We start from the raw sequence: 26,113 nt of genomic DNA on the forward strand, positions 1-26,113 counted from the left end.
AAGCGGTATGTGTGGGGATATCTGATGGGTATGAAAGTAACTGGGGTTTGCTCTACATGACGGAGGTTACTTAATGGAGGTTACTTAATGCATATTAGTTGGAAAAACGTATCTTAATCTAGAACATTTGGAGCATTTGCGGAACTTAGTTGGATTTATGACATTTATTTTTCGCGTGAACCCCCTCTATGGCTCTGATGCCAGCATATTAAGTGCCTTTTTTCCAACTACGACTCGCTGCGGGCCCCTCCCACCTCTGAACAAGTGCCCAAAATCCAACTGTTCCCTGCGGCAAGGGGTGAGGGTGAGGGTGAGACTAATGCAGATACATAGGGTGATGCTGAGGCAGTCACTGAGGCAGTTACTGAGGCAGTTACTGAGGCAGTTACTGAGGCAGCTACTGGTCCAGGCACTGGTGCAAACATTGACGCTAGTGTGGACATAGTACGGGTGTATGCGGAATACTGAATACAATTATACTGCGCGTAGACTAACGGAGAAAATGTATGCGGAAAACCGAATACATTTACTACAAATTTTACTGGCGTGGTGCAAACGCGGGCGCAACAGCCATACTCATACTCATACTCATACTCATACCATCCCCATACAATCCCCATACCATGCCCATAGCCATAGCCATGTACTTACCCAGCCACTGCCGCTCCCGCCGTCTGTAATCGATTAACTTGTGCGATTCACATGGATAACAGGCCCCCGTCACCGGCGGCCTGCCCGCACCGTACCGCCGCACTGTACCGCCGCTCCGCTCAGTCCCGGCGGTACACCCAGCCGCCGGCCTGGCACAGCGCCGCCAGCGCAAGCCCGGCGCCGCCCGGCCCGGTGCGGCGGATCAGCGCCAGATCCGCCGGTGCCCCGGCCGCCAGGCCCGCCGCCGCAGGCAGGGCCATGAAGCCTGCCGGGCGCACGGACGCCATGTCCCAGGCGTCCGGCAGCGCGGCCAGGCCCGCGGCGCTGAGGCGCGCGATGTGGCGCAGCAGCATCTGCGCCGAGCCCGCCAGCAGCCCGGGCTCGCCGGCGAGATGCAGCCGGCCCGCCGGGGTCAGCACGACACGGCCGCCGACCGGCGTGTCGTAGCTGCCGGGCGCAAGCCCGGCCAGGGCAACGGCATCGCTGACCAGCAGTGCCCGCTGGCCCTTGACCTTCATCGCCACCTTCAGCACCTCCTCCGGGAGGTGGAAGCCGTCGGCGATCAATGTGCACCACAGCTCATCTGCCGCGAGCTGGGTCCACAGGTAGTTCGGATGGCGCGGCAGCATAGCATGCGCGCCATTGCCCAGGTGCGTGGACAGCCGCGCTCCGGCGGCTACCGCCCCGGCAATCTGCGCGGCATCCGCTGACGTATGCCCGATGGAGACGGTGATTCCCTGCCGGACGCAGTGGCGGATGAACTTCGCACTCCCCTCCCACTCGGGGGACAGCGTAACAATAGAGATGCGTCCGCCCGCCGCCGCCTGCCACTGATCGAGCAGGGCCGCGTCCGGCGGCCGGATATGCTCCAGGGCATGCGCCCCGCGCGGACCGTCCTCCGGCGAGAGGAACGGCCCCTCCAGATGGATGCCCTTGATGGTCGCCGCGCTGGCTGCATCCTCGTCACAGGCCCGGGCAATCGCCCGCATCGCTCCCAGGATGGTATACGGCGCGCCGGTAATCACCGTAGGGTAACAGGCGGTCACGCCCTCCTGCCATACCGCACGGACCGCCTTTTTGACATCCTCTGCACCAAGCGCCGGATGATTGAAATCATGTCCGCCATAGCCGTTGATCTGCAGATCCGTAAGGCCCGGGGCCACCAGTGGCAGCTCGGCCCGTTCCTCCAGCGTCAGCCGCGTCTCCAGCGGGTCGATAGCAGCAATTAAGCCATCCTCCACAGTAAGCCGGACCGGCTCGCCGGTCCGGTAATGCAGCGCCTCCAGCTTCATGAGAAGACCGCCCCGAACGAGTCGGTATCCAGGAACATCCGGCAGTCTCCATGCCCCCGCAAGATGGTGGACGGACATGCTGTAGAGACTGCTTCATGCAGCGTCCGGGTCACTGCACCGCGCTTGGAAGCGCCCGGCACCATGCAGAACAGCCATTGCGCGGACAGCAGCACCGGAATCGTCAGCGTCAAGGCTTGCTGCGGCACTTCGTCCAAGCTGGCGAAACACCCGTCATTCACCTGCTGCCTCCGGCAGATATCATCCAGAATCACCAGCTTCACAGGAAGCGGATCAGCGAAATCAGCCACCGGCGGATCATTGAACGCCAAGTGGCCGTTCTCTCCGATGCCAAGGCACACTATATCGATAGGCGCCTCTGCCAGCAATCGTCCATAACGCTTGCATTCCGCTTCTGCACCTGCGGCAGGATTCAGATAATGAACCGTTCCCGGACGCACCTTGTCGAAGAGCGCCTTGCGGAGAAAGGTGCCGAAGCTCTGCGGCGAGTCTGCCGGCAGGCCAGTGTATTCATCCATATGGAATGCGGTAATCCGGCTCCAGTCCAGATCCTTCGCAGCGGCAAGCTCGGCAAGGAATTCGTTCTGCGAAGGGGCGGCGGCGAAGACGATCCGCACCTGCGCTTTGGAGGCCAGCAGCGCCCGGATGGCTGCTGCCGCCTCACGTCCGGCAGCAGCTCCGAGCTGTGCACGGTTTGGGTATACCCGGACAAGCATAGCACCCGACAGCTCGGTATGAATCGGTTTGATAGTCAGCATGGGTAATGCCTCCTTGCTTCAGGGGGTTGTGCGGAACGGCTGCCTTCCTCTCCCCGGAATTCTCCGGGCGTAGCTCCAGTATGCAGCTTGAACAGCTTCGTGAAATAGCTCTTATTCTCATACCCGAGCCGCTCGGCGACCTGTTCTACGCTTTGCGGAGACTGGTCCAGCCATTCCTTGGCCTGCTCCATTTTGATATGGGTAACGTAGTGGATGAAGCTCATTCCGGTCTCCTTCTTGAACAGACGGCTGAAATAACTCGAATTCAAATGCGTATATTCCGCCACCTCCTCCAGGGTGATTTTACGGTTCAGGTGACGGTCAACATACTGCTTCACCTTCTTGATCTCATCCCGGCGGGTCTCCTGGTACATCTCCCGGATATAAGGAAGCCGTTCGTAGAAGAAAGCCAGGGACCAACTCTCCAGCGTGCCGATATCGTCAATGTCCGCCAGGGTATCATGCAGCAGCTCCAGCGAAAAAGTGGACTGGAACTGCTGGCGGGCCATCAGCCGCATCTGATTGTCATAGAGCAGCTTGAGCATCCATTCCTTCACCTGGCGCGGGGCATAACGCTTCAGACGGATATGGTCCATCCATTTGGCGATCAGCTCCGCAAGCCTGTCCGCTGATTCCTCCAGGAAGGCTTCGCGGATCTCGTGCGCGGCTTCGGCGTAACGGGTGAACAGGTCCTCCTCCGTGAACGGCGGAAGCTCCTTCAGTCCGGCCAGCCCGCCCGGCTTCAAGTAGAAGGCATACTCCCGGCCTTGGGTTAGCAGCTCTATCACCCTCTCGCGGAAATGCCCGCTGCCCCGGGGGATACACAGGTATTGAAAGGACGCCCTCACCCCCGGCACGGCTTGAATGGCTGAGCGTAGCCTGCCGAGCATAGAGATGTGTGCGGCCTCTGCCCCGTTCCCCATACCGCCGGTGAATACCAGTACACAATCACGGCCACTGTAGGGCAGACATAGGGCGGCATTATTGTCCTGGTACACCGACTCCGCCGCCGATGCCACCAAGGCCATCCGCGCAAGCTCCTCCCCTGGAGCCTCCCCGCTGTCACCGTTGATCCGGCAGAGCACAGCGACATGGGCTGTGAGCTCAGGCTGAATGCCCAGCTCGGCAGCGTCACTCTGCCACTCGCTGCCTGGCAGCTCCCGGGCCGTGATCCGCGTAAGCACCCGTTGCTTCAGCAGCCCCTTTTGATGCTCGGCCATGCTTTTCCACTTCAGCGTCTGAGCCTTCTCCTCGTCCCTGCGGCGCAGCTCCCCGCCCAGCTCCCGGAGCAGGGTGGTAATCAGCTCTCTGCTCATCGTCTCCTTGAGGATATAGTCGCTCACCATCAGCTTGACCGCCTGCTGCGCATAGGTGAAGTCATCCATGCAGGACAGCACCACCACGCGCACCTCCCCGCTTCGCAGCTTCAGCTCGCGGATCAGCTCCAGACCATCCATATACGGCATCCCAATGTCTGTAATTACAATATCCGGCATGTCCGCCCCGGCCTTCTCCAGAGCAATCAGACCGTTCTTGCAGGCTGAATGCAGCGTGAATCCAAGCTCGTCCCAGGGAATCATTGCCGTCAGAAAATCCAGTACCGGCTGATCATCATCCACCAGCATTACGCTATACATCCCTACCACGCTCCTTTTCCTTAGCCTGATCCGGAATCTGCCCGGGCAATACGAACCGGAAGGTTGTCCCCTCGCCGGGCCTGCTGTCCGTCGTAATCTGGAAGGCTGATCCGTAAGTCAGATACAGACGCTCGTAGACATTGGACATTCCGATGTGGGCCAGCCTGCCTGGCGGCATAGCTTCCTTGCCCGGCGGTTTGGAGCTTAGCCCGGCGCGCAGGCGGCTCAGGGTGTCCTCATCCATCCCCTGCCCGTCGTCTTCGATCTCAATGAACAGCCGGTGATCCTGTGTCCACGTTCGGATCAGAATACGCCCGCCCGCCTGACGCAGCCCATGAATATAGGCATTCTCAATGACCGGCTGCAGCAGGAAGCGGGGGATACGGATGCCGAGGCTCTCGGAGGTACAGTCTGTATCCAGCGCCACCTCCTCGGACTGGCGGAAATTCAGCAGCTCCACATAGCTCCTGACAATATGCAGCTCATCATGAAGCGTGGTGTATTCATCCCGCTGCTGGATCGTCATGCGGAGCAGCCGGGAGAGCGAGAACAGCAGCTCGGCATTCTCTTCATCTCCCCGCATCATAATGCGCAGACGGATCGAGTTCAGGATGTTGAACAGGAAGTGGGGATTGATCTGCGATTGCAGCATCGCCAGCTCCGCCTTGCGCTTCTGCGCCTGCTCTTCCTTGATTTGCACAACCATCCGCTCTACCCGGTCCAGCATATGGTCGAAGGATTTGCCCAGCCGCCCGATCTCATCATAGCCCCGGACTCCCGAACGGAGACCCAGCTCTCCGCGGTCCACCCGCGCCGCCACCTGGTCGAGCCGGATGACCGGCTTCGTGAACTGCCTGACCAGCAGCACCAGAATCAGCAGGAAAAAAGCCCCCGACACCACCTGCACCGCCGAACTCCAGCGGTGCGTCGCGCTAATCCGGCTGACCGCCTCGCGGTAGGGCGACAGACTGACAATCCGGTAATTGCCGTAAGGGATCTCCAGACTGCTGAGCAGATACTGCTCGCCCCGGTAATCGATGAAGCTGGAATCGGCCGCAGGCTTCACGGCAGCCATAAGTGAGAACGGCTGGCCCAGCAGGGACTTGTCCCGGGCGGCAGTAACCGTTCCATCCGGTGCAATCAGCAGGGTCTGCTGCCCCTTCCCGCTATCACTCAAGATCTGGCTGATCCGGCTCTCGGCGATACTGATCATCACCGTAGCATAGGTTGAACTGGAAGACAGCTTGAGATTGCGGGCAATCGTAAGCACCTGCGGACTGCCGGCGGCTGCGGTCGGAATATAGTTATCTATCACGCCTGCCCAGTACAGCTCGAAGGCAGGCTTCTTGCGGGCAGCCTCCATCCAGGACTGCTGAAGCAGTGCGCCGACATTGAGCTTGGCGTAGGAATAGTTGGAGTAGTATTGCCCGTCCGAGGTGAGGACGGTTACGAATGTTTTTTCCATCATGGAGGTCACGCTGACCAGCTTGTCGGTCACCTCTTTGAAGTCCAGGATATGTCTTGCTGTATCAGGCTGGTGCAGCTTGCTGCGCTGCCAGTTTTCTTTGAGAATAAGGGTGATGCCGGGATCGAACTGGATATAATTCGCCACCAGCACCATATTGCTGAAGAGGTTCGAGATGTACAGGCTCTCCTGCTCCAGTGAACGGCGTTCATTCTGAATCACCTGGGAGCGGAGGATATGCTCTGTGTAGGAATTGGAAATATACAGGGTAATAGAGGCGGGAAGCAGCAGACAGAGCAGGGAAGCGACGAGCAGCTTATTGCGAAAACCGAGTCTCCATCCTCTTGGCAGCAATGGCAATCCCCCTTCACAATCAGACTATCGTGTCTATGCTTCTATCATATCAGCTTTCCGCCTCCAGTAGCCTATTAGAGCACAGGATTTCAGGTAAAATCCGGCCGTTTAGCCCTGCCAATTTTTACTTATTGGCATCCACAATCTTCTGCAGCTCCGCCTGCGCCTTCTTGATCGTAGTCTCCAGGTCCTGCTGCTTCAGGATGAACAGCTCTGTTTCCTTGGTAAAGGCCGTTTCCAGCTCGCCCTGATAGGTCGGCGGCACACTTAAAGGAGCAGGCTTCGCATTCTTGATTACATAGGCCAGTGAGGTTTCGTCAATGTTGTCCGGGCTCATGGCCTTGGTTTTGACGCCTGCTATGAACTGGTCCACATCCTGCTTCTTCCAGGCGGAGTATACATTCTGCATCTGCTCGCCCTCTGTGGAGTACCAGCGGATGAAATCATACGCTTCCTGCTGATGCTTCGACTTTTCCAGAATCCCAACATAGTTGCCGTTAGCAATACTGACTCCGCTCGGTTCTCCTGCACTGTTCGAAGGCATCGGCGCGAACGCGGTGGTGAACGTAGCCGGGAACTCCTCTGACCCGCCGGATTCACCGATCATCCAGTTGCCGGTCACGATCATCGCGGCATGTCCGGTGAAGAACTCCGAGCGGTACGCAAGCTTCTGGGAGATGGTGTCGGCATACGGCACAGCTACTCCGGATTCCTCAGCCTTATTGCGCAGCTCCAGAGACTTGCGGATGCCCGCGCTGTCGATATTCACGATACCGTTATTGACCAGATTGTTGTCCTTCTCCTGATTGATGATCCCCAGCTCCCAGTACATGGCCCAGGTATGGAAATAGGTGCCGAAGGTCTTGGACGGGCCAGTGCCGCTGGTCAGCTTGGCTGCGTAATCAAGATAGTCGTCCCAGCTCCATTCTGTGGGAACGGCTAACCCTGCCGCATCCAGCTTGTCCTTGTTCAGCAGGACAAAATAATTCTCAAGCGTATCCGGGAGGGCATACACCTTACCGTCCACAGACGGATCAATCGTGTATTCGTCAGCCAGCGTGATCCCTTCCTTGCTGATCAGGTCATTCAGCGGAGCCAGCAGGCCGAGTCCGGCACGCTGTGAATAGTCGGTGGCACCGGGCATGAACACTACATCCAGGTTCTCGCCGGAAGCCACGAGCAGATCCAGCTTTTTCATGCCAGCCACAGAGTCTCCGTTGTCGGCAAGCTCAACATATTCCAGGGAGACGCCCGGATGTGAATCCTCATAGGCCTTCAGCACAGGCTCCATATCCGCCGCAGGGGACCAGTTAGCAACCTTGATCGTTACCGGCTCTGCGGAAGGTGCAGCACTCTCCCCCGCCTCCGGTGCAGCCGTGCTGCCAGAAGTGGGAGATGCACTATTGTTGCCCGAATTGCCGCAGCCTGCCAAGGCTACCAGAAGCACGACGATCCATACCAGCGCGAACACATTCTTTTTCATCACTAACACCCCTTCTAATGTGGTTTACATCCGGTTATGCAACTTCCGGGAACTTGCCAGCCTTCACCCCTTCACCCCCCCTAAGGAAATGCCTTCGATCACCTGCTTCTGCCCGAGGATGAACACAATCAGCAGCGGGACAATAGCCGAGACCGAAGCCGCCATAATCAGCGAATAGAAGGCGCCGTTGCGGTCGGCGAAGGCATTCATGCCAAGCTGTAGCGTGTAGAGCGTCTTACTGTTCAGGAAGACCAGCGGCGTCTGAAAATCATTCCAGGTCCAGATAAACCGCAGAATCGCATACGTGGCAATCGCGGGCCGGACCAGCGGGAACAGAATGAAGGTGAAGATGCGCAAATGGCCCGCACCGTCGATCTGTGCCGATTCGATATATTCGTTCGAGAGCGAAGCGAAGAACTGGCGGAGCAGGAAGGTGCCCAGCACGCTGAACCCGCCCAGCAGGATCAGGCCCAGATGCGTATCGTACAGGCCCGTCGACCGGAAAATGATGAACAGCGGCACCAGTGTGGCTTCCGCAGGAATCATATAGGTGGCCAGCACAAGGACGAAGAGTGCATTTCTTCCGGGAAAGCGGATTTTGGTGAAGCCGTAGGCGGCCATGCTGGACACCCCCACAGACAGGAGCGTGGTGAGCGCCGTGACCTTGATCGAGTTCCAGTAATAGAGCGTGAAGTTGGCTTTGCCGAACCAGACGGAATGATAGTTGAAGGACGCCCGCAGGGTCTGCGGAATCCATTCAACCGGATACTTGAAGACATCGGCCTCCGGCTTAAGCGAAGCGGACAGCATCCATATAAAAGGAAGCAAAAACACGATCCCCAGCAGCGCCATGATCAGGGTGATGATGGCTTTTCCTAAGGTAAGATTGCCCATTCTCACAGGTGTATGCCTCCCTTATCTAGTAATTGACCCAATAGCGCTGCCCCAGCCACTGCAAGCCGGTAATGGCCAGCACAATGACGAACAGAATCATAACCATGGATGAAGCATACCCGGTCTGAAGATCGACGAAGGCCGTCTGGTACATGTCATATACGACAACAGAGGTGGAATGGGCCGGTCCGCCGTCCGTCAGCACCTTGACCAGAGCGAAGGATTTGAAATTGCCGATAATCCCGGTCACCAGCAGGAAAAAGGTCGTCGGCGTCAGCAGCGGAAAGGTGATCGAGCGGAACTGGGCCAGCTTCGAGGCGCCGTCAATCGTCGCCGCTTCATACAGATCGGCAGGAATATTCTTGATTCCGGCGATATAGATAATCAGCGAGACCCCGAGATCGATCCAGATCATCAGCAGCATGACCGAAGGAAGCGCATAGGTCGGATCGGCCAGCCATTTGGGCGGATGGTCCACGCCGAGCGCTGACAGGAAGCCGTTGACCGGACCGTACGAAGGATGGAAGAGCACCTGCCACACGACCGCTACCGCGACGACACTGGAAATCTGGGGCATGAAGTAGATAACTTTAAAAGCCCCCGGCGCGTACACATGACTGGTGATAATCACCGCCAGGACCAGCGCGATCCCCATTCCGGCCGGTACGGCCAGCAGCATAATGAAGTTATTGCCCAGCGACTTCAGGAAAACCTCATCCTGGAACAGCTGGCGGAAGTTATCGAAGCCATTGAACCGGATCTTGTCAAACCCGGTGACGAACGACCATTTGGTGAAGCTGAGCACGAAGGAGAATAGCATAGGAATTAGCGTAAATATGAGCACACCCAGCAGCATGGGACCGGTGAACAGGTACCCCATCCCGGCTTCCAGCCGTTTTCTTTTTCTGCTGCCGGCGGTTGGTTTCTCACGGGACTGCGGTAAGGCAACTGACGTCTTCAATGGCTCTGTCCCCCCTCTTGCGTGATCTTATCTCTCATTATAGAAAGGTAAGGCGAGGTGCATAAGCCACGATCCTGACCCGTTCGGAAAAATTTTTACCTGCTGAAGACGAGAGTTGTCCATCAGAACGTTTGACCCGGCATCACGGACTGAGGCGCGCTTATTGCGGATAGTTGTCCATCAGAACGTTTGGCCCGGCATCACGGACTGAGGAGCGCTTATTGCGGAGGATAGTCTCCACTTGGGAAAGGGAACGGACCCCAGGGGCCTTATTCTTGGAATTTCTACTTTAAACATCTTATAGAGAGAGGATAAGGGCTACTCAGTCCGCTAAACCGCAAAAAGTGGCGTTTTCCAGGGAATAGGGTCTCTCAGGTCCGTTAGGAGCAAACTCGACCGGCCGGTGCAGTTTCATTGTACTGAACCTCCGGGATCTGATTCTTTCACAGAATTACATCTGATGCCGCTCTATGACACCCTGCCGGCCAAATCAGTCAAAAACGGTACGGAATTGCGCAAAATAGTTGATTTACTCGGGTAGTCTGCTTTGTTATCTTCTAGGCAAGCACCAGCTTATGCTTACAAAACTTGAAGTGTATGCTTTCAATGCCAGTTTTGCGAAGAGACCCAGGGGGCCTATGCTTACAAAACTTTTAGGAGGGATAGTGATGAACGTGAAGTCAGATATTATGTCCGCTTATATGGATACTATTGTCGAACTGCTGAATGAGATACGGAGTGAGCCGCAGGACAAGCTGCTGGAGGTGGCGGAGCTGCTCGCGGAGCATATTGCGCAGGACAGGCTGATCTATCTCTACGGACCGGGGGGACACTCCAATATGAATGCCACCGAGGTCTTCTTCCGTGCCGGCGGACTGATGCATATCAGCGCCATCTTAGATGAAGGCACGATGATCTCGAATGGCGCCTTGCGCTCCATGGCGGTTGAACGCACTCCCGGCTATGGCACATTAGTCATTGAAGACAACCGGCTCGAACAAGGCGATATTCTGATTATCGCCAATGCGTACGGGATCAACACAGCCTGTGTCGATGCCGCTCTGGAAGCACGCCGCCGGGGCGTAATCACGGTTGCGGTGACCTCCGTGGGCCATGCCGAGGCTACGCCAGCGGATCATATTGCCCGCCACCCTTCGGGACAGAATCTGTATGCGCTCTGCGATTATGTTCTGGACAGCAAGGTCAAGCCTGGTGACGCTGCGCTTCACATTGACGGCATTGAACCGAAGATGGGCTCCACCTCTACCTTCGCCAACGCTTTTCTGCTGAATTCCCTGATGATGACCACTGCCGCCTGCCTCGGGGCAAAAGGGATCGAGGTGCCGGTCTGGCGCAGCGGCAACGCCCCGGGCGGGGACGAGTGGAATAACCGCTTCATTGAGCGCTTCAAGGGCCGGGTACGCTGGCTATGAGCCTCCAGCTGATTCCAGCGCCTCAGGTGGTGCAGAGCCGTGGACCGGAGCCGGTCACCGGGCTTCACGGCTGGGCGGTACAGTTATGGTGCCCCGGGGAGGATGCCCGGCTAGTGGTGGCGGCTGAACGGATATTCGCCGGGGTAACAGCGCATGCTGCTCAGGGCGGCAGCGGTGTATTCGCCCTGGTCACGGAGGGTACCCCGCTCAACCCGCTGCTGGCCCGGCGGGTCGAGGGCAGGCATGACGGCTACGTGCTGATTACCGATAAGGACCGGATCGAGCTGTATGCGCTTAGCGCCTCCGGTCTCTTCTATGGGCTGAAGACACTGGAACAGCTGCTTCAGAGCGGCGGCGGTACCGTGCCTGCGGTGACGATTGCCGACTGGGCGGAGCTGCGGCTGCGCAGCGATTATCTGGATCTGCGCACCGTCTATCCGACCTATGAGCATCTGCTGGAGTATATCGCAGAGCTGGCCGATTATAAGATCAATACGCTGATTATCGAATATGAGGACAAGCTGCCGTTCCGGAAACTGGCCTTCCTGCGCCATCCTGAGCTTGCCTTCACGGAGGAAGAACACCGGCGGCTGCTCAAGACGGCACAGGACCACTTCATTACCGTCATTCCGAAGCAGCAATCCTTCGGGCATCTGGAATATATCCTGAAGCATCCGGCCTATATCGGTCTGCGTGAGGTCCCGGAGACCGTGTCCGAGCTGTGCCCGCACCGCGCCGGCTCCTTCGGGATGATGGCCGGGATTCTGGAAGAAGTGGCGGCCCTCCACCCGCACAGCCGCTATCTTCACCTCGGCTGTGACGAAGTCTGGACCCTTGGCACCTGCGGGGACTGCAAGCGCTCCGGGCTTACCCCCGAGGCTTCGTTCATCCGCTTCGTCAATCAATTGGCGGAGAAGACACTCAGCCTCGGCAAGCAGCCGATGATCTGGCATGATATGATCATGCAGGCTACGGCAGAGGAGATTGCGGCGCTGGACAAGCGTGTGATCGTGGTCGTCTGGATCTACGGCGGGCACCGGATGAAGGCGGATGCCCGGCAGATTCTCCACAAGCTGCGGGATGCGGGCATCCAGACCCTTGGCGCTTCCTCTGTCCGCTGCTGGGACGATAACGGCGACCAGAATTATCCGGTGATTCATAACCGGATCAAGAATGTGCAGGACTGGATTCAGCTCGCCCGCTCCGAGCAGCTGGAGGGCATTATTCATACGAACTGGGGGTGCCCGTTCTCGTTAGGCAGCCCCTACGGCTTGTTCGAGACCTCGCGTTATCCGGCTGTCTTCGCTGCGGAACAGAGCTGGAATGCCGGGGCGGAGACCGGGACCTTCCTGACAAGGTTCCTGCACCAGTTCCACGGCCTGCCTGCGGACCGGCTGAGCGGGGAAGAATGGGCAGATTATGCGGTAACCGACTATTACGCGTTGATTCCACAGCTTCTGCCGGAGGTGAAGAAGAACCGCTTGACCGCCGAGCTGATCGATGCCATGATCCAGTACGAGCTTCCGGCACAGCGCCGCTCGCCGCTGCCTACCTTCCTCTTCCGGGGAGCCATGTCGCCGGGCAGCGAGGAAGTGATGACCTTCCTCCGGGACAAATACCGGAGCGGCTACAGCGATCTCCGGCAGGCCAAGCTAAGAATGCAGAACGTGCTTGCCGAGCTGCTGGTCCCGCAGATGGCGGAGCTGTTCATACGCTCCCGGTTCTACCGGCCTGAACTATTCGAGGCCAATCTGCAAGCCATGATGACCGATCTTGAGCTCATAGAACAGAAAGCGGGGGAACCTTAATGCCTGATATGCTTGTGAAGCTATACGATTTGCCGGATAACGGAGCGCTGCTGGAGCGGCTGCGGGGTGAAGGGATTGCCATCAAACGGGCGATGACCGGAGATAAGCAGGCGATTGTGGATTTTGTCGGCCGCCATTTCACGGAGAGCTGGCGGAATGAATGCGAGACGGCCTTCGCCCATCTGCCCGTCCACTGCTATATTGCGGTGAAGCAGGGCGAGGTGATCGGCTTCGCCTGCCATGATGTCGTGGTGAAGAACTTCTTCGGCCCGACCGGGGTGCTGGAGGCTTACCGGGGGCTGGGCATCGGGAAGGCGCTGCTGCTGGAATGCCTGTCTGCCATGCACCAGAGCGGTTATGGCTATGCCATTATCGGCTGGGTGGCGGACGCCGTCCCTTTCTATGAGAAGACCGTGGGTGCGATTGCGGTCCCTGATTCTTTTCCCGGTGTATTCCGTGACCTGATCAGCATGGACTGAATACGATTGTTTTGTATGAGCACAGCAAATAGCGGCAGCCGGACATCTCATCCCTGGCTTCCGCTATTTGCTGTGCTATTTTCTGGCCAAATGCAGGTCTATCGTGTCATAAATCATCAGCACATCCCCGCTTTTCAGGATCGCCGCTCTGATCTCTTCCTCTAACAGCAACCTCGCAGCAGTAGGCATTCCTCTGTGATCCGAATAGGTATTGAGCAAGCCGATATAATCCGCTGAGGAGAAGGCTCTCGTCAGATGATACAGCTTCAGCTTAATCTCTCTGAATCCGTAGGTATCCAGACGCTGTGAGACTGCATGGTACCTTGCCGTATCGTGCTCAATTAACGGGGGACTGCCGGGCCTGAACTTCCGGTATATCTGCTGGAGCTGCTGATGTAATTCATCGTCCGCACGCGCGGCAAACGGCCGGTTCCAGAATAAAGCCACGGTTCCGCCAGTTTTCAATAATTGCGAGACTTTCGGATAGCCGGTCTGCTCTGGAATCCAGTGAAAGGCGGTGCCTGAATAGATAAGATCGCTACTTCCCGCCGGGGCTGCAAAATCCTCAAACGATGTATGATGCACCTTGAACCCTGTGTACTCCCGGAATTTCAGCTGTGTGTACTCCGCCAGATTTCTGCCCAGCTCCACCGCCGCCAGCTCACAGCCAGTCTCCAGCACAGGCCTGGTCGCCTGCCCCGTACCGATTCCGATCTCAATCGCCTGCTTGCCTGGTCCGATGTGTGAGTAAGCGATGATGTCCTGGAATACTTCTGCGCAGTAGACCGGCCTCCACCTGTCATAATTCGCCGCGTCCTCGTTGAAGGTTAACCGCTGATCCATCTCCCTGCCTCCGATCATGTCTTCTTAGGATAGCGCTAATCTATGCCGTTGTATATTTTATTTTTTCACATTGGGTTCATTCACAGAATTGTAAAAGAATGCATGCTGTTTTATGCGGCATTTCTGATTTTCTTTTTACATACAGGGGGTAAAATATATAAATATGTTTAGTTGCGGCTGACCCAAGAACTCATAGGAGGTAACGATCATGCCTAATATCTGGATGCATATCGAGTACGGGCGGCAGCTGGCCGGAGAATTCAGTCATCGTCTTCCGTTTCTTCAGCAGCTGGAGCAGCCCCTCTATCATCTTGGCTGTCAGGGTCCTGATATCCTGCTGTATCACAGCTTTCTCCCCTGGAGCAAGGATGCCGGGGCGCTGCATCTCGGGGATCTGATGCATTCGCGCAGCTGCGGGCCTGTACTTATAGACTTCTGGGAGTCGGCGCGGAACCTCGGCGGAGTGGAGGGTGAACAGGCCCGGCTCTACTTCCTCGGCTTTCTCACCCATCATCTGCTGGACCGCAATCTCCATCCCTATATTAACTGGAAAGCGGGCTATCAATACCGCGATCATCAGCGGTTCGAGATTGATCTGGACACCTTGTTCATGAACCGGCGGCGGAATCTTAACACGTGGCAGAGCCCGGCCTGGTCCCTGATCGACGCCGGCTCCCGTCTGCCCGGTCCGGTTCACCGCATCCTACACACTACGGCCCTTAAGCATTACCCGGAAGCGATGGCCCGGTTGCCTGAGGAGATCTGGCAGACCTCTTACCGCGATATGGTGCTGGCCCAGCGCTGCCTGTATGACCCGAAGGGCTGGAAGAAGGCTATCACCTGGGGACGGACACGCCTGCTGTTCTCCCGTAAGCTTACCGCCCGTGAGGAGCAGCTGGATTATCTGAATGAGCGGCACTCCGAATGGCGGCATCCCGCGCTCTATTCTGAGGTCCGCACAGAATCGGTGTGGGAGCTGTGGGAGGCGGCTCTTGCCGAAGGCAGGACGGTGCTCGGAGCGCTTGCTGATTGGCTGGAGAGCAAGGACCCCACTGCCGCAATTCGCAAGCTGGAGCAATTCGCACAGGTGCTGGGCAACCGCTCCTACGATACCGGCAAGGATTGCAGCATGAACCTGCAGAACCAATACGCCGATCCGATCTGGACAAGTCTGCCGGGGAGTTGAGGGGGAGCGGAGATTGGAGAGCGGGCATGGTGGAACGGGGGCGGGGAATGGAGAGCGAGTCCGGTGGAGCGGGAACGGGAAACGAGAGAAAGATGCATGAAGGAGTAGCTGGTATCAGTTACGCGCACGGTACAGGGAACCAGGAACGGAGGCATGGGTACTGTAATTGGGGATGGGAGCAGAAACTGGGCATCGGGAGCGGCTCCCCAGCAAACATATGGCCTGTCCATTTTACCGACGCACCCTTCTCCATCACAGGCGACGGGTGCCTGCCGCAAACAATTGGAAAAACGTAGAAAAACGTATCTTATTTCGCCGGTTTCTCAAAAATATCGGGCAGCAAGTGGTTTTTGTACATTTATTCCAGCTACTTTTCGCTACTTTGGAAGATATGTGCGAATTAAGTGTTGTTTCTCCAACTGTTGTTCAAACAGAGGGCCTTCGTTCAACAGACAAGTGTACAAAATCCACCTATTTCGCTTTACAGTAACTCCTTACTTGTCCGAACGCCCCCTCCTTCCCCTGCAGCAGCTAAAAATAACCATAAACCCAAAAAACAACCATACAATAACCCGCAAATCCATTCATCCCGCCGGCTCTAGCTCCGACAATTGCTCAGGTACTTTGCGCAGAACAAAGCATGAGTAATATTACCTTCGTGTGAACACAATGTATGCTATTTTTGCCATACATTTGGTTTATATGCCTGCTTGCGAATCAATCTATGCTATTTTTCACATACATTTGGTGCACATACCTGCTTGCGAGCATAATGAATACTGTTTTTCACATACATTTGGTCCATTTGCCTGCTTGCGAGCACAATGTATGCTGTTTTTCACATACATTCAGCCTTCAGTCACATTCAGCATCAAAGTCATTCTAAGAATCATTCCAAGAACTCATATCTACAGTTTCACACTCACTTCTCCACAGTAGCAGGAAACTATAGTTTCCTATTATAATCGCAAAAAAGCCCGGTTCCCCGGGCGCTCAGCATAATCTTTACATTATCCTTCTGTCAGACAGCATTCCAGCTTACAGTGGATCAGCATTCGGAAGAATCTCCGGCGGGGCTGGAGGAATAATCTCGGGCTGCTCCGGCGGTACGATTTCGGGATGCTTCTCCGGTACAATCTCCGGCGGGATCACAACCGGCTCCGGGAGGATATCCGGCTTTACATCGGGGACAACCTTCGGCGGAACCTCTGGCGGCAGATCTTTACTCATCTCCTTATACCTCCTTCATTCCTGATACCTCATGTATACCCGTTCCGCTCCTCCCTTAACCTTGTTGCCCTAGCCCCCTTGTCCTCTCTACTCCCCTCTCCTCCTCCTTGGTCCTCCCTAGTCTTCCCTAGTCTTCCCTTACCCTACCTACTCCTCCCTACTCCTACCTACTCCTTCTACTCCTCCCTTACCCTCCTTACTCCTCCGGGTTCCCACCGACCCTCCCTGCAAAATCCCCGCTTCATGCGAGATGTTTAACCTGCGGTTGATCTCCAAGTAATAGTTGGTTGTTAAGATCAAGGCAACAAGATTACTGGGAGGGATACCGATGCGTCTGGCTCTATTCACGGACACTTTTCTTCCGCAGACGAATGGCGTTGCCCGTACACTCGGCCGGCTGACCGGCCATCTGCACCGCCGGGGAATTGAACATCTGCTGTTCACGCCAAAATCAGCCCCGGAGAGCAGCTACCCCGATCCTGTCAGACCCGTGGCCAGCATCCCCTTTTTCCTGTATCCCGAGTGCAGACTGGCCCTGCCCGGTATGTCCTCCATGCAGAGTGAACTGGCTGCCTTCGCCCCCGACCTGCTCCATCTCGCCACCCCGTTCAATATCGGCTTAACCGGTCTCCGGTATGCCCGCAAGCAGCAGCTCCCCCATGTCGCCTCCTATCACACCCACTTCGACCGTTACCTCGAATACTACAAAATGAGAAGAATCCTGCCGCTCTACTGGAAATACATGAAGTGGTATCACCGGTCCTGCGATGCCGTCCTGGCCCCTTCCCGCGAGACCCTAACCAGCTTACGCATGGAGGGCTTCACCAAGCTGCGCCTTTGGTCCAGAGGCGTGGACTGCACCCTCTACTCGCCAGAGAGACGAAGCGAAGAAGTGCGGAAACTTTACAGCAAGGGTGCAGCACTGATGATGCTCTATGTCGGACGGATTGCCCCCGAAAAAGATCTCACCACACTCCTTAAAGCCATGCCGCTACTGCCGGAGTCCGTGCGTTCAACCGTTCAGCTGGTGATTGTCGGCGATGGGCCGCTGCTGCCTGAGCTGAAGTCGCAGGCACCGGACAATGTCACCTTCACCGGTGCCAGGCACGGCGAAGAGCTGGCAGAGCTATACGCCTCCGCCGATTTGTTCGTCTTCCCCTCCTGCACGGAGACCTTCGGCAATGTCGTGCTTGAAGCCATGGCGTCGGGGCTTCCCGTGATCGCCGCAGATGCCGGCGGAACGCGGGAGCTGGTCGCACCCGGTGCCACCGGCATGCTGTTCGCCCCCCGCAGTCCGGCAGCCATGGCAGAGCAGATCTGCACTGCCGCAGCCGGGCATCTGCTGCGGAGCGCAATGGGCCGTGAAGGGCGGCGCCACGCTCTCCAGCGCTCCTGGGAGCAGATTTTTGACAGACTGATTAAGGATTACGAAGAGGTCATCGAGCACTGCAGCATCAAGGATACAGCAGGGATTTACACCGCCTGATCCGCTGTCTGCCCGCCTATGAAGACTAAGCGTTCCCGGGACTACGGGAATGCTTTTTTCCATTGTTCACGGTTTCTCCCCATCACTCTATTGACCATTGGAATAATGACTTATATTATACACATATACAATAATCCAAAATATGGAATTCAGTCAGGCGGTGATCCCTTGAAGCCTCTCACAACGATTAGGAGTCATCTTGAGGCTTATCTCTATTCCCAGCACTTGTCCATTAACCAGTTCTCCATTCAGTCCGGCGTTAATTCCGGCACCTTAAGCCGTATCCTTAGCGGCCAGCAGCCGATTGCCATGAACCACCTGAAATTGATTACCCGGGGCATGTCATTGCCGGAGGATCATTTCTATAGCATGTATGTCGATGAGTGCTTCTTATATTCGGCACCAACCTGGCGGCGGCTGCGCCCCTTCATCCTGAATTCGGCGGAGCTGGGGAGGCTGGACTGTATTGAGCTAGTAGTCAAAAATCTGCTGGACAACCTGATCTACGCTCCGATGCTTTTTGAAGTGGCCGAGGACCTGTTCCAGGAGCATCACTGGCAGGCGGCGGCTGTGCTCTACAAGAATATCAGCGCAAGCGAGAAGTATCAGCATTCGGAGCGGCTGGCCCTCTGCCAGTACCGTTTGTTCCGCATTACCCTCGGAGACAGCCAGACACTCAACCTCCAGGCTGCTCTTTTATTCGAATGTTATATTGAACGGCTTGAGGTGCCTGATCAGCTCGATGGACTAAAAGCCCTGATGCATGTCTATTACTCGCTGCACAAGTGGGACAAGGTGGATGCGCTGGCCCAGGAGATGCACCGTCTTGCCATGCTCAGCTACCACCATCTGCACCGCTCGCAGCGCAGGGACCGCCAGGATAAATGTCCGGAGAAGCCGGTCTTCTTCTATGCGCTGTATTCGCATCTGATGCGGGCAAGTGTGTGTGAAGAATTCCGGGACTATGAATCGGCGCTGAAATACGTAGCTCTATATATGGATCGAAGCTGGATACGCGAAAAAGGAGACGACACCCTTCACATCCTGGACCAATTCCAGGAATGGGGGACGGCCAATACCCTTCTCTACCGGATGATGTCCGGCGACTATGAAGTACTGCCTGAATATGTGGCCTATATTGCTCCGCATGCCAGTGAGATCTTTGTAGCCCTGTACCATATTATGATCTCAGCCAACCGTTTCTCCTGGAATGTCGATGAGGTGCTTGAACAGTTCCCTTCCTATATCCCTTACCGGACCAATCTGAAGGCCTTCGGGGAGCTTCACAACCAGCAGATCCTGGCTGACCAGTACTCTACCTTTCTCGCGGAATTAGCCAAGTATTATTTACGTAATCACCGCCCGGAAGGAATGGGCTTCCTGCTCCAAGGTCTGGAATCTTCTGCTAAAATAAAGAGTGACAGCATAATCATAAAATGTGTGAATCTGTTTGAACAATTCCGGCATCAGGCCACTGAGGAACAGACAGAACAATACAGACTTCTGATTGGAGAGGTGCAAGAATCCAATGATAAGAAAAATGATTATGCTTCTAGTTTCGTGTAGCTTGACAGTTATAGCTATTCACCCCCTGGGGGGTTATGAATCTGTATCAGAGGTTACCTTACAATCCGCAGTTCAGCCTATGGGTCACGGGACGGGGGACGGCTGATTCAGCAGCAACATACAAGCAGAAAGGATGATGAACATGAAGATTACCTGGAGGATGTTAGTCCTCGCTGCACTCGCACTGGCCTTGACCGGAGGAGCTGAAGCCGTTCCGGCTTCGGCCAAGCCTGCCCCGGGCGTGCAGCTCCAATTAACCTACAGCAGCGTAAGCGGAATATCAGGAATGGCCGGAGGCATCGCACAGATCAAGAACGGGGTCTCTTATATGCCGGCTAACCTGGTCACAGTTATGGGACTTGAGATCAAGTGGAATAATGCGGACAAAACTGCCACCTTCAGCGGGTGGAATAAAAGCTTCAGCATGAAGCTTGGTCAATCCACTGGCGTACTGGACGGGAAGAAGGTCTCCCTTGGAGGCACACCTTATGTTGCCGATAAGCAGTTGTATGTGCCTGTCAAATTTGTAGTAGCAGCCCTTGAAGGGGGGGCTGTACGATGGGATGCCGTCACGAACACCATCCGGGCCAACGGTCTGCATATGTACCGCGGTTATTCCGAAGTGTTCGACGGCGGAGTGTACTCGTTGTCGCTGGACAGCGGCGAGCTGTATCTGACAACGAAGCAGAACACTAAGCATAAGCTTGCTGTTCTCGGCATAGAGCTGGATGTAGTAGACTTTACTTTCGAGCGCACACCTGCCGGTCTAACGTTGTTACAAGTCGTTAACTCCTATGGCGAACCCCATGTGCATATGGAGTATTATACCTATCTATTGAAGAACAATAGTGTAATCCGCCAGGGGCATACGGATACTTATACCTCCTTCGGCACAGCCCCGGTCCGGGCGGATGGCAAGCTGATATTCAATGACGGCCATACGTTAAGGCTCATAGAGGATGGAACCGGAGCGGTCAGCGAGACAGTAGATATACCGAAGCTGCTGGGCACCACTGTAGCCAAGGATATCTACTATAATGTTGAAGCCGTCTACCCGGATGTTCTGCTTGTCCGCCCTACAGACACAGCATTCCTGACCCTTGTTGACCGTGCTACCGGTAAGCAGACTTTGTTATACAAGCAACTGCTAAGTGCGGAGCGCCAGCGCGAGGTAGAGCAGCCCGACTTCATGTTCCCGGGGGACTATATCTATTTCACCGGGCGTAAAGACAATGTGTTGAGCTTCAACATCCACAGAATGGATGGCAGCCAAGACATCATCAAGACCTACACATGGCCTGGCAGCCAGAACTGAGCAGCTGCGCTTCACATTCCATTGAGTTCGGTTTTTCGCATACACTTAGCCCGTGCGACTTCGTGCCAGCCCATGTGTTCGGTTTTTCGCATACATTTTTTCGACCACGAGAAAAAGCGCATAAAAGTCATTTTATCAAAATATGACTTTTATGCGCCAGATATACAGCATCCGGCAAATGAAAGACAGGGCGTCTACAGACGCCCCTGCCTCTTCATTCTCCGTTCCATTCTTCGCTGTCTTCTTCGTTCTCTCCTCCGCTTGCGGTCCTTACGGTAGAGCAGGAGATCCAGCATAACTTCGAAAAGCATTCCGAAAAGCTCAGCCATACAAACCCCTCTTTTCAGCGGTTTCAGCGGCTATGGAATGGCTGCTTCACTCCTAGGGCCGCCGCAGTCCACCCAAGCTTGCTCCTTCACTAAATACCCGCTCAATCCTCTTCTGCACCTCAGGGTCAGGAATTAACGGCGGCGCCTGATGCGGCTTCACCCGGGCGTCAATAATCACATTATCACAGGCCCAGTGCTTATGCTCCACCGTGCTGTTCACTCCATGAATATCATGGGAAGGATTGCTGCGCGTGAAGGTTGCCCACAGGAAGTTGTTCAGCGACTCTGACATGAAGCTGCTGTCATCGCACAGAATAATCATCGGGCAGGAATCAAGCGCCCCCTGCGCTGCAATGGCAGCACTCAGGCCGGAGATTTCCTCTGCCGCCGAGGCGTAATCCCGGAACGGCTGTCCCTGCATGGCGACTATCCCCGGCATAATCATTGCCGCCGGATCCCAGCCCTGGTCTACCCGCTGAAGAACCTCAGGCACCTCCGTACACAAGCTCCGCTTCTGTTCCCCTACGGCTGCGAAGACCACCTTGCTTCCGCTGTTGATCCCGGTGCCGGAATAATCCAGCGTATCGATCGTTGTGTTCGTCTGGAAGTGAATATCGCGGCGCAGATTGATCCGCTCCAGGATGTAGGTCAGGAACCCGGCGATATCATGCGTGCTGACCGGCTTGTCCTCTTCTGCCGTGATGAACAGATATTTCGCCAGACTGAGCTGGCCGGTTCCGAGAATCCGGTTGCTGATCGTCAGCAGCTCTGCAGGCTGCTTAAGCTGCTGATACGGGGTATACCGCTCACTGCCGATCGCGAACAGCAGCGGGTGCACACCCGCAGCATCTATCGCGTGTACCTCCTTCACGCCGGGAATCTCCGAGCGGATCGCCCCGCCGGTCAGCTCATGAATGAGCTCTCCGAAGGCAGTGTCCTCCTGCGGCGGACGGCCGACCACCGTGAAGGGAAAGATGGCCCCTTTTTTGGCGTAAACCTTGTGTACTCTCATCACCGGAAACGGGTGAGTCAGGCTATAGTAGCCCAGATGGTCGCCGAACGGTCCCTCCGGCTTCGTCTCCCCGGGATGAATCTCTCCGGTAATTACGAAGTCGGCATCGCTGCTGACGCAGAATCCGTCTACATAGCTATAGCGGAAATGACGCCCCGAGAGCAGCCCGGCAAAGGTCATTTCACTCAAGCCCTCCGGCAGCGGCATCACCGCCGATAGCGTATGCGCAGGCGGACCGCCGATGAAGCAGCTGACCTTGAGCGGCTCGCCGCGTCTGTTCGCATGAGCCTGATGAATACCGATGCCGCGGTGAATCTGGTAATGAACGCCCACTTCCTTATTCAGCTCATATTCGTTGCCGCTAAGCTGGATACGGTACATCCCCAGATTGGAGTTCATAATGCCCGGCTTGTCGGGATCTTCGGAGTACACCTGCGGAAGCGTGACGAACGCCCCTCCGTCGCCCTGCCAGTGCTTAATCTGCGGAAGATCGGAGATCCTAATCTCCTCGAATCCGGCCGGCACGCCGCTGCCCTTCTTCATCGGCAGCGCTTTGCGGGCGGCAAGGCCTGTCCCGATATATCTAAAGGGCTGCTTGAGCGCCTTCATGGGATTGCTGCGCAGGGCGATGACCGCCTGCGATGAATCCCACGTGTCACGGAAGATGAACTTGCTGCGCTCGATCGTTCCGAACAGATTCGAGACCGCACGGTACTTCGAGCCCCGGACCTTCTCGAAGAGCAGAGCGGGACCGCCTGCCTCATAGACCTTCATATGTATCGCCGCCATCTCCAGATGCGGGTCCACCTCTTCATGTATGCGAATTAAATGCCCGTGCTTCTCCAGGTCAATAATACATTCTTCCATATTACGATATGACATGCTTCTACTCCCATTCTCTCAAGAATATGAACCTCTTTATTATCAATGAGTGTGTCCGTCAGGTCAATTGCCGCCAGGCCAACCTCACCAGTTGTCACAGATATTCTTGCCTTCTTCTGTAGAGAGCCATTATTATACTTGTAAACCGGACGGCTCCGGGCAAACATTCGGCAAGCAAAGGGGACTAACGTAATGATCATCAAAAAGGTAACCTGGCTGGAGCTCTTCTACGATCTGCTGTTTGTCGCTGCGGTCTCCAAGGCCAGCCATGTGCTGCTGCATGTAGAACACGAGACCCTGTCTCTTGAGACACTGGGCAAATTCGTACTGATCTTCATTCCGATCTGGTGGGCCTGGGTCGGCCAGACGCTCTTCGTTAACCGATATGGCCAGGATACGATGATGCACCGGATATTTATTATTATCCAGTTGTTCTTCGTATTAATTATGACAGCCAGCCTGTCCGTAGATTTCGATGCCAACTATCTGCCGTTTCTGATTGGCTACCTCGGGCTCCGGATCATGACCGCGGTCCAGTATCATTACAGCCATTCCAGAGAAAGCGGGCATTTGCGGAACACCGCCCGCTATCTGGGATCACGCTTCTGGATTGGACTTGCGATTTCGGCCTGTTCCCTGTTCTTCGATTCTTGGCTGCGGTATGCGGTACTGTACGCCGGGATTATGCTGGACATCATCCTCCCGCTGACGGGACGGAGGATTCTGGTGAAGACGCCCGCCAATACCCATCATCTGCTGGAGCGCTTCTCCCTGTTCGCCTTGATCCTGCTCGGCGAATCCGTGGTCAGCATTCTGGCCGTGCTGCAATCCAGCAGCTGGACCGGTCAATCCGTAGGCTTTGCTGCGCTCACCTTTGTACTGATCATCGCCATATGGTGGCAGTATTACGACAACCTGGAGAAGAAGGTCGATATGCATATCCAGACTGCCGGGCAGACGATTATCTACGGGCATCTGTTCATTTATCTGTCGCTATGTATGCTTGCCGCGTCAATCCAGCTATTGTTCCTGGATCAGCTTCATTATGGGCAGATGCTGAATCTGTTGTTCGGCTCCGCGCTGCTCTATTTCGCTTCCACAGCACTGGTCTTTCAGGTCTACAGGCATCAGCAGCACCGGCTGGGAATGAAGCCCTTGGCACTGTTGACCCTCATTCTGGCCTGCTTCTATGTGCTGGATCTTGTAGTCGATGTACCGAATGTCCTGATCATGGGCGAGTTGGCCCTGTTCTTCGCGCTATACGCCAGAATTACTGCCTGACCCGGCTGCCAGTCAGCTCTCAGGCACTGGCCCATCTAACCGCTCTGCACGCCAAGAGGCTGCACCAGAGGTCGTTGCCCGCCTCAGGTACAGCCTCTTCCCGCCGTCTTACGGGCCTGTGAATTCAATCTCATCGTAATCATAATAAGACTGCAGGATCTGCTGCCGGTCATCCTGGAAGAGCTGGTCGGCCACACCGCTGACCAGTCTCGGAATCGCATTCCGCAGTCCCGAGATAGCCGATGCCGATAACCCGCAGCTGGCCAGAGCGGAATAGTTGAACACGAATAAGCCATGCAGCAGCTTGCGGCCTGCTTCATCCCGGCTCTGAAGCGCAAAGCCGGGGCTAAGATAAGGGTGCGCATCCAGCAGCGGATTCGCTGATCCCTCTGGCGCCGTGTACCGGTCGCTCCAGCGGGCAATATGAGGCTCCACCTGCCGCAGCTCCGGCCGCAGGGCAGGATCGCTGAGCAGGCCCGTGCTGACGATTAGATAGTCGAAGCTGAACTCTCCGGCGGGCGTAGTCACCACCGCCTGCTCCCCTGAAGCCTCCACCTTCAGCCACGGCGAGCCGAGATGCAGCCGGAAGCCGGGCCATGCCGCTGCGCGGCGGAAGGTATCGCTCGTCGGCGGCTGATTATACTGGAAGAAATGCGAGATGACCGCATATTTGTCCGCATCCGCCAGGGTATGGAACCGCTCAATCATGCCCGAGCCCTCCATCTGGCGGATCGGATTCACCCCCGGAAGCTGCGCCCGGCGGACGAAGACCTGGGCCTCCGCCGCGCCCTCCTGAAGCGCATAATTCGCATTGTCGAAGGCGGACGCCCCGCCGCCGAGAATTCCCACCCGCTTGCCGCGAAGGGCGGCGAAATCAATCTGCCGGGAGGTATGGGCATACAGGTGCTCCGGCAGATGATCTGCAATCATCGGCGGAACATGCCACTGTCCTCCTCCTTGAATGCCGGTAGCCAGCACCACCTTACGTGCCAGCAGTGTTCCGGCCTGCGCACCCGCTCCTGTAACCTGCAGACGGTAGATCCCATCGTCACCAGGCTCGACCAGCAATAGCCGCACCTCATTACGTACCGGGAGCTTCAGAACCTGCCGGTACCAGCGCAGATACTCCATCCACTGCCCGCGCGGGATTTTGTCCACCTCACTCCAGGCCTCCGCCCCATGCTGAGCCTCCCACCAGGAACGGAAGGTCAGCGACGGGATGCCGAGATCAATCGAGGTCAGAGCTTTGGGCGTACGCAGCGTCACCATCCGGGCATAGGTCTCCCAAGGCCCCTCCAGCCCGTCACGATTCTCATCGATAATCAGCAGATTCGAGATCCGTTCGCGCAGCAAGCCAAAAGCCGCACCAAGCCCGCTCTGGCCCCCGCCCACAATGACGACATCATAGACATGGCCTTCGGCATGCTCCACAGGGCGAACCCAATCCGCGCCGCCATAGGCGAGGTAAGAGAGATCCGTGTTCACGCGTTCATTCAAGGCTTTCAGGCTCATCATTCCTCAGACCTTTCCGGAGCATCTTCAGCGCATGGCTGCCGCTCACTTTGTATCCTGTTCCACAATCCCTGATATACATCTATGGCGATATTATATAGGGTATGCCCCCGCTTTTAAATATTGATGGAAGGTTTATTGTCATAAGAGCTGAATTCGGTGAACGCGATTGTACATTTAGCCAATATTTTAAGGCTTTCTTCGCATGAAGCTTGACAAATGTAATATTATTTAACAC

20 protein-coding genes are annotated in these 26,113 nt (G+C 56.0%); 8 read left to right on the forward strand and 12 right to left on the reverse strand.

Annotated features, from left to right (window positions below):
* Positions 1 to 770: 770 nt before the first annotated feature.
* The 7 genes from NSU18_RS09115 to NSU18_RS09145 form a co-directional block, all read right to left on the reverse strand.
* Positions 771 to 1,943, reverse strand: coding sequence for an N-acetylglucosamine-6-phosphate deacetylase (locus NSU18_RS09115; protein WP_341020303.1), 1,173 nt, complete (start codon positions 1,941 to 1,943; stop codon positions 771 to 773).
* Positions 1,940 to 2,719: a glucosamine-6-phosphate deaminase gene (locus NSU18_RS09120; RefSeq protein ID WP_341020301.1), complete on the reverse strand. Its 780-nt coding sequence runs from the start codon at positions 2,717 to 2,719 to the stop codon at positions 1,940 to 1,942. The genes NSU18_RS09115 and NSU18_RS09120 overlap by 4 nt, the downstream gene beginning before the upstream one ends.
* A complete protein-coding gene (locus tag NSU18_RS09125) occupies positions 2,713 to 4,356 on the reverse strand; it encodes a response regulator transcription factor (protein WP_341148832.1) in 1,644 nt (547 codons plus the stop codon). The genes NSU18_RS09120 and NSU18_RS09125 overlap by 7 nt, the downstream gene beginning before the upstream one ends.
* Positions 4,349 to 6,175, reverse strand: coding sequence for a cache domain-containing sensor histidine kinase (locus tag NSU18_RS09130; protein WP_341148833.1), 1,827 nt, complete (start codon positions 6,173 to 6,175; stop codon positions 4,349 to 4,351). Before NSU18_RS09130 ends, NSU18_RS09125 begins: the two co-directional genes overlap by 8 nt.
* Positions 6,176 to 6,299: 124 nt before the next feature.
* A complete protein-coding gene (locus tag NSU18_RS09135) occupies positions 6,300 to 7,658 on the reverse strand; it encodes an ABC transporter substrate-binding protein (protein ID WP_341148834.1) in 1,359 nt (452 codons plus the stop codon).
* Positions 7,659 to 7,721: 63 nt separating this feature from the next.
* Positions 7,722 to 8,552, reverse strand: coding sequence for a carbohydrate ABC transporter permease (locus tag NSU18_RS09140; RefSeq protein ID WP_341023213.1), 831 nt, complete (start codon positions 8,550 to 8,552; stop codon positions 7,722 to 7,724).
* 25 nt (positions 8,553 to 8,577) lie between these two features.
* On the reverse strand, positions 8,578 to 9,513 hold the full coding sequence (locus NSU18_RS09145) for a carbohydrate ABC transporter permease (protein WP_341020295.1): 936 nt from the start codon (positions 9,511 to 9,513) through the stop codon (positions 8,578 to 8,580).
* A 668-nt stretch (positions 9,514 to 10,181) separates the two neighbouring features.
* Here NSU18_RS09145 and NSU18_RS09150 point away from each other — a divergent pair.
* Genes NSU18_RS09150 through NSU18_RS09160 form a run of 3 tightly spaced genes read left to right on the forward strand, consistent with a single transcriptional unit; the run spans position 10,182 to position 13,233 of the window.
* The gene (locus tag NSU18_RS09150; protein WP_341148835.1) at positions 10,182 to 10,946 is read left to right on the forward strand and encodes an SIS domain-containing protein; all 765 of its coding nucleotides are present in this window, start codon (positions 10,182 to 10,184) and stop codon (positions 10,944 to 10,946) included.
* Positions 10,943 to 12,754 (forward strand): glycoside hydrolase family 20 zincin-like fold domain-containing protein, encoded by a 1,812-nt coding sequence (locus NSU18_RS09155; RefSeq protein ID WP_341148836.1) that lies wholly within the window; start codon positions 10,943 to 10,945, stop codon positions 12,752 to 12,754. Before NSU18_RS09150 ends, NSU18_RS09155 begins: the two co-directional genes overlap by 4 nt.
* A complete protein-coding gene (locus NSU18_RS09160) occupies positions 12,754 to 13,233 on the forward strand; it encodes a GNAT family N-acetyltransferase (protein WP_341020289.1) in 480 nt (159 codons plus the stop codon). The genes NSU18_RS09155 and NSU18_RS09160 overlap by 1 nt, the downstream gene beginning before the upstream one ends.
* Positions 13,234 to 13,308: 75 nt before the next feature.
* Here the strand turns inward: NSU18_RS09160 and NSU18_RS09165 are convergent, their stop codons facing one another.
* Positions 13,309 to 14,076, reverse strand: a complete 768-nt coding sequence (locus NSU18_RS09165; RefSeq protein WP_341148837.1) for a class I SAM-dependent methyltransferase — start codon at positions 14,074 to 14,076, stop codon at positions 13,309 to 13,311.
* A gap of 208 nt (positions 14,077 to 14,284) precedes the next feature.
* Between NSU18_RS09165 and NSU18_RS09170 the strand changes: the two genes are divergently transcribed.
* The gene (locus NSU18_RS09170; RefSeq protein WP_341148838.1) at positions 14,285 to 15,262 is read left to right on the forward strand and encodes a zinc dependent phospholipase C family protein; all 978 of its coding nucleotides are present in this window, start codon (positions 14,285 to 14,287) and stop codon (positions 15,260 to 15,262) included.
* A gap of 1,038 nt (positions 15,263 to 16,300) precedes the next feature.
* On the opposite strand, the gene NSU18_RS09175 is transcribed toward NSU18_RS09170, so the two are convergent.
* Complete coding sequence (locus NSU18_RS09175; RefSeq protein ID WP_341020282.1) at positions 16,301 to 16,492, reverse strand: hypothetical protein; 192 nt, start codon at positions 16,490 to 16,492, stop codon at positions 16,301 to 16,303.
* Between the two features lie 328 nt (positions 16,493 to 16,820).
* On the opposite strand from NSU18_RS09175, the gene NSU18_RS09180 reads away from it, so the two are divergent.
* From NSU18_RS09180 to NSU18_RS09190, 3 genes are all read left to right on the forward strand, one after another.
* Positions 16,821 to 17,978, forward strand: coding sequence for a glycosyltransferase family 4 protein (locus tag NSU18_RS09180; protein ID WP_341148839.1), 1,158 nt, complete (start codon positions 16,821 to 16,823; stop codon positions 17,976 to 17,978).
* Between the two features lie 168 nt (positions 17,979 to 18,146).
* Complete coding sequence (locus NSU18_RS09185; RefSeq protein WP_341020278.1) at positions 18,147 to 19,544, forward strand: transcriptional regulator; 1,398 nt, start codon at positions 18,147 to 18,149, stop codon at positions 19,542 to 19,544.
* A 160-nt stretch (positions 19,545 to 19,704) separates the two neighbouring features.
* The gene (locus NSU18_RS09190) at positions 19,705 to 20,859 is read left to right on the forward strand and encodes a copper amine oxidase N-terminal domain-containing protein (protein ID WP_341020276.1); all 1,155 of its coding nucleotides are present in this window, start codon (positions 19,705 to 19,707) and stop codon (positions 20,857 to 20,859) included.
* 194 nt (positions 20,860 to 21,053) lie between these two features.
* Here NSU18_RS09190 and NSU18_RS09195 read toward each other — a convergent pair whose 3' ends face one another.
* Positions 21,054 to 21,188 (reverse strand): hypothetical protein, encoded by a 135-nt coding sequence (locus tag NSU18_RS09195; protein WP_341020275.1) that lies wholly within the window; start codon positions 21,186 to 21,188, stop codon positions 21,054 to 21,056.
* Positions 21,189 to 21,240: 52 nt separating this feature from the next.
* A complete protein-coding gene (locus NSU18_RS09200; protein WP_341020273.1) occupies positions 21,241 to 23,082 on the reverse strand; it encodes a UbiD family decarboxylase in 1,842 nt (613 codons plus the stop codon).
* Positions 23,083 to 23,274: 192 nt separating this feature from the next.
* Between NSU18_RS09200 and NSU18_RS09205 the strand changes: the two genes are divergently transcribed.
* Positions 23,275 to 24,363 (forward strand): low temperature requirement protein A, encoded by a 1,089-nt coding sequence (locus NSU18_RS09205; RefSeq protein ID WP_341020272.1) that lies wholly within the window; start codon positions 23,275 to 23,277, stop codon positions 24,361 to 24,363.
* A gap of 108 nt (positions 24,364 to 24,471) precedes the next feature.
* Here NSU18_RS09205 and NSU18_RS09210 read toward each other — a convergent pair whose 3' ends face one another.
* A complete protein-coding gene (locus NSU18_RS09210) occupies positions 24,472 to 25,875 on the reverse strand; it encodes an NAD(P)/FAD-dependent oxidoreductase (protein ID WP_341023212.1) in 1,404 nt (467 codons plus the stop codon).
* Between the last annotated feature and the right edge of the window lie 238 nt (positions 25,876 to 26,113).

Source organism: Paenibacillus sp. FSL H8-0048, from assembly GCF_038002825.1.
Lineage (GTDB): Bacteria > Bacillota > Bacilli > Paenibacillales > Paenibacillaceae > Paenibacillus_AQ.

What these genes read in the sequence shown, in the direction of transcription:
- NSU18_RS09115 (WP_341020303.1), bottom strand. Translation starts at nt 1,943, where the DNA reads ATGAAGCTGGAGGCGCTGCATTACCGGACCGGCGAGCCGGTCCGGCTT.
- NSU18_RS09120 (WP_341020301.1), bottom strand. Translation starts at nt 2,719, where the DNA reads ATGCTGACTATCAAACCGATTCATACCGAGCTGTCGGGTGCTATGCTT.
- NSU18_RS09125 (WP_341148832.1), bottom strand. Translation starts at nt 4,356, where the DNA reads ATGTATAGCGTAATGCTGGTGGATGATGATCAGCCGGTACTGGATTTT.
- NSU18_RS09135 (WP_341148834.1), bottom strand. Translation starts at nt 7,658, where the DNA reads ATGAAAAAGAATGTGTTCGCGCTGGTATGGATCGTCGTGCTTCTGGTA.
- NSU18_RS09140 (WP_341023213.1), bottom strand. Translation starts at nt 8,552, where the DNA reads ATGGGCAATCTTACCTTAGGAAAAGCCATCATCACCCTGATCATGGCG.
- NSU18_RS09150 (WP_341148835.1), top strand. Translation starts at nt 10,182, where the DNA reads ATGAACGTGAAGTCAGATATTATGTCCGCTTATATGGATACTATTGTC.
- NSU18_RS09155 (WP_341148836.1), top strand. Translation starts at nt 10,943, where the DNA reads ATGAGCCTCCAGCTGATTCCAGCGCCTCAGGTGGTGCAGAGCCGTGGA.
- NSU18_RS09160 (WP_341020289.1), top strand. Translation starts at nt 12,754, where the DNA reads ATGCCTGATATGCTTGTGAAGCTATACGATTTGCCGGATAACGGAGCG.
- NSU18_RS09165 (WP_341148837.1), bottom strand. Translation starts at nt 14,076, where the DNA reads ATGGATCAGCGGTTAACCTTCAACGAGGACGCGGCGAATTATGACAGG.
- NSU18_RS09170 (WP_341148838.1), top strand. Translation starts at nt 14,285, where the DNA reads ATGCCTAATATCTGGATGCATATCGAGTACGGGCGGCAGCTGGCCGGA.
- NSU18_RS09175 (WP_341020282.1), bottom strand. Translation starts at nt 16,492, where the DNA reads ATGAGTAAAGATCTGCCGCCAGAGGTTCCGCCGAAGGTTGTCCCCGAT.
- NSU18_RS09180 (WP_341148839.1), top strand. Translation starts at nt 16,821, where the DNA reads ATGCGTCTGGCTCTATTCACGGACACTTTTCTTCCGCAGACGAATGGC.
- NSU18_RS09190 (WP_341020276.1), top strand. Translation starts at nt 19,705, where the DNA reads ATGTTAGTCCTCGCTGCACTCGCACTGGCCTTGACCGGAGGAGCTGAA.
- NSU18_RS09195 (WP_341020275.1), bottom strand. Translation starts at nt 21,188, where the DNA reads ATGGCTGAGCTTTTCGGAATGCTTTTCGAAGTTATGCTGGATCTCCTG.
- NSU18_RS09200 (WP_341020273.1), bottom strand. Translation starts at nt 23,082, where the DNA reads ATGTCATATCGTAATATGGAAGAATGTATTATTGACCTGGAGAAGCAC.
- NSU18_RS09205 (WP_341020272.1), top strand. Translation starts at nt 23,275, where the DNA reads ATGATCATCAAAAAGGTAACCTGGCTGGAGCTCTTCTACGATCTGCTG.
- NSU18_RS09210 (WP_341023212.1), bottom strand. Translation starts at nt 25,875, where the DNA reads ATGAGCCTGAAAGCCTTGAATGAACGCGTGAACACGGATCTCTCTTAC.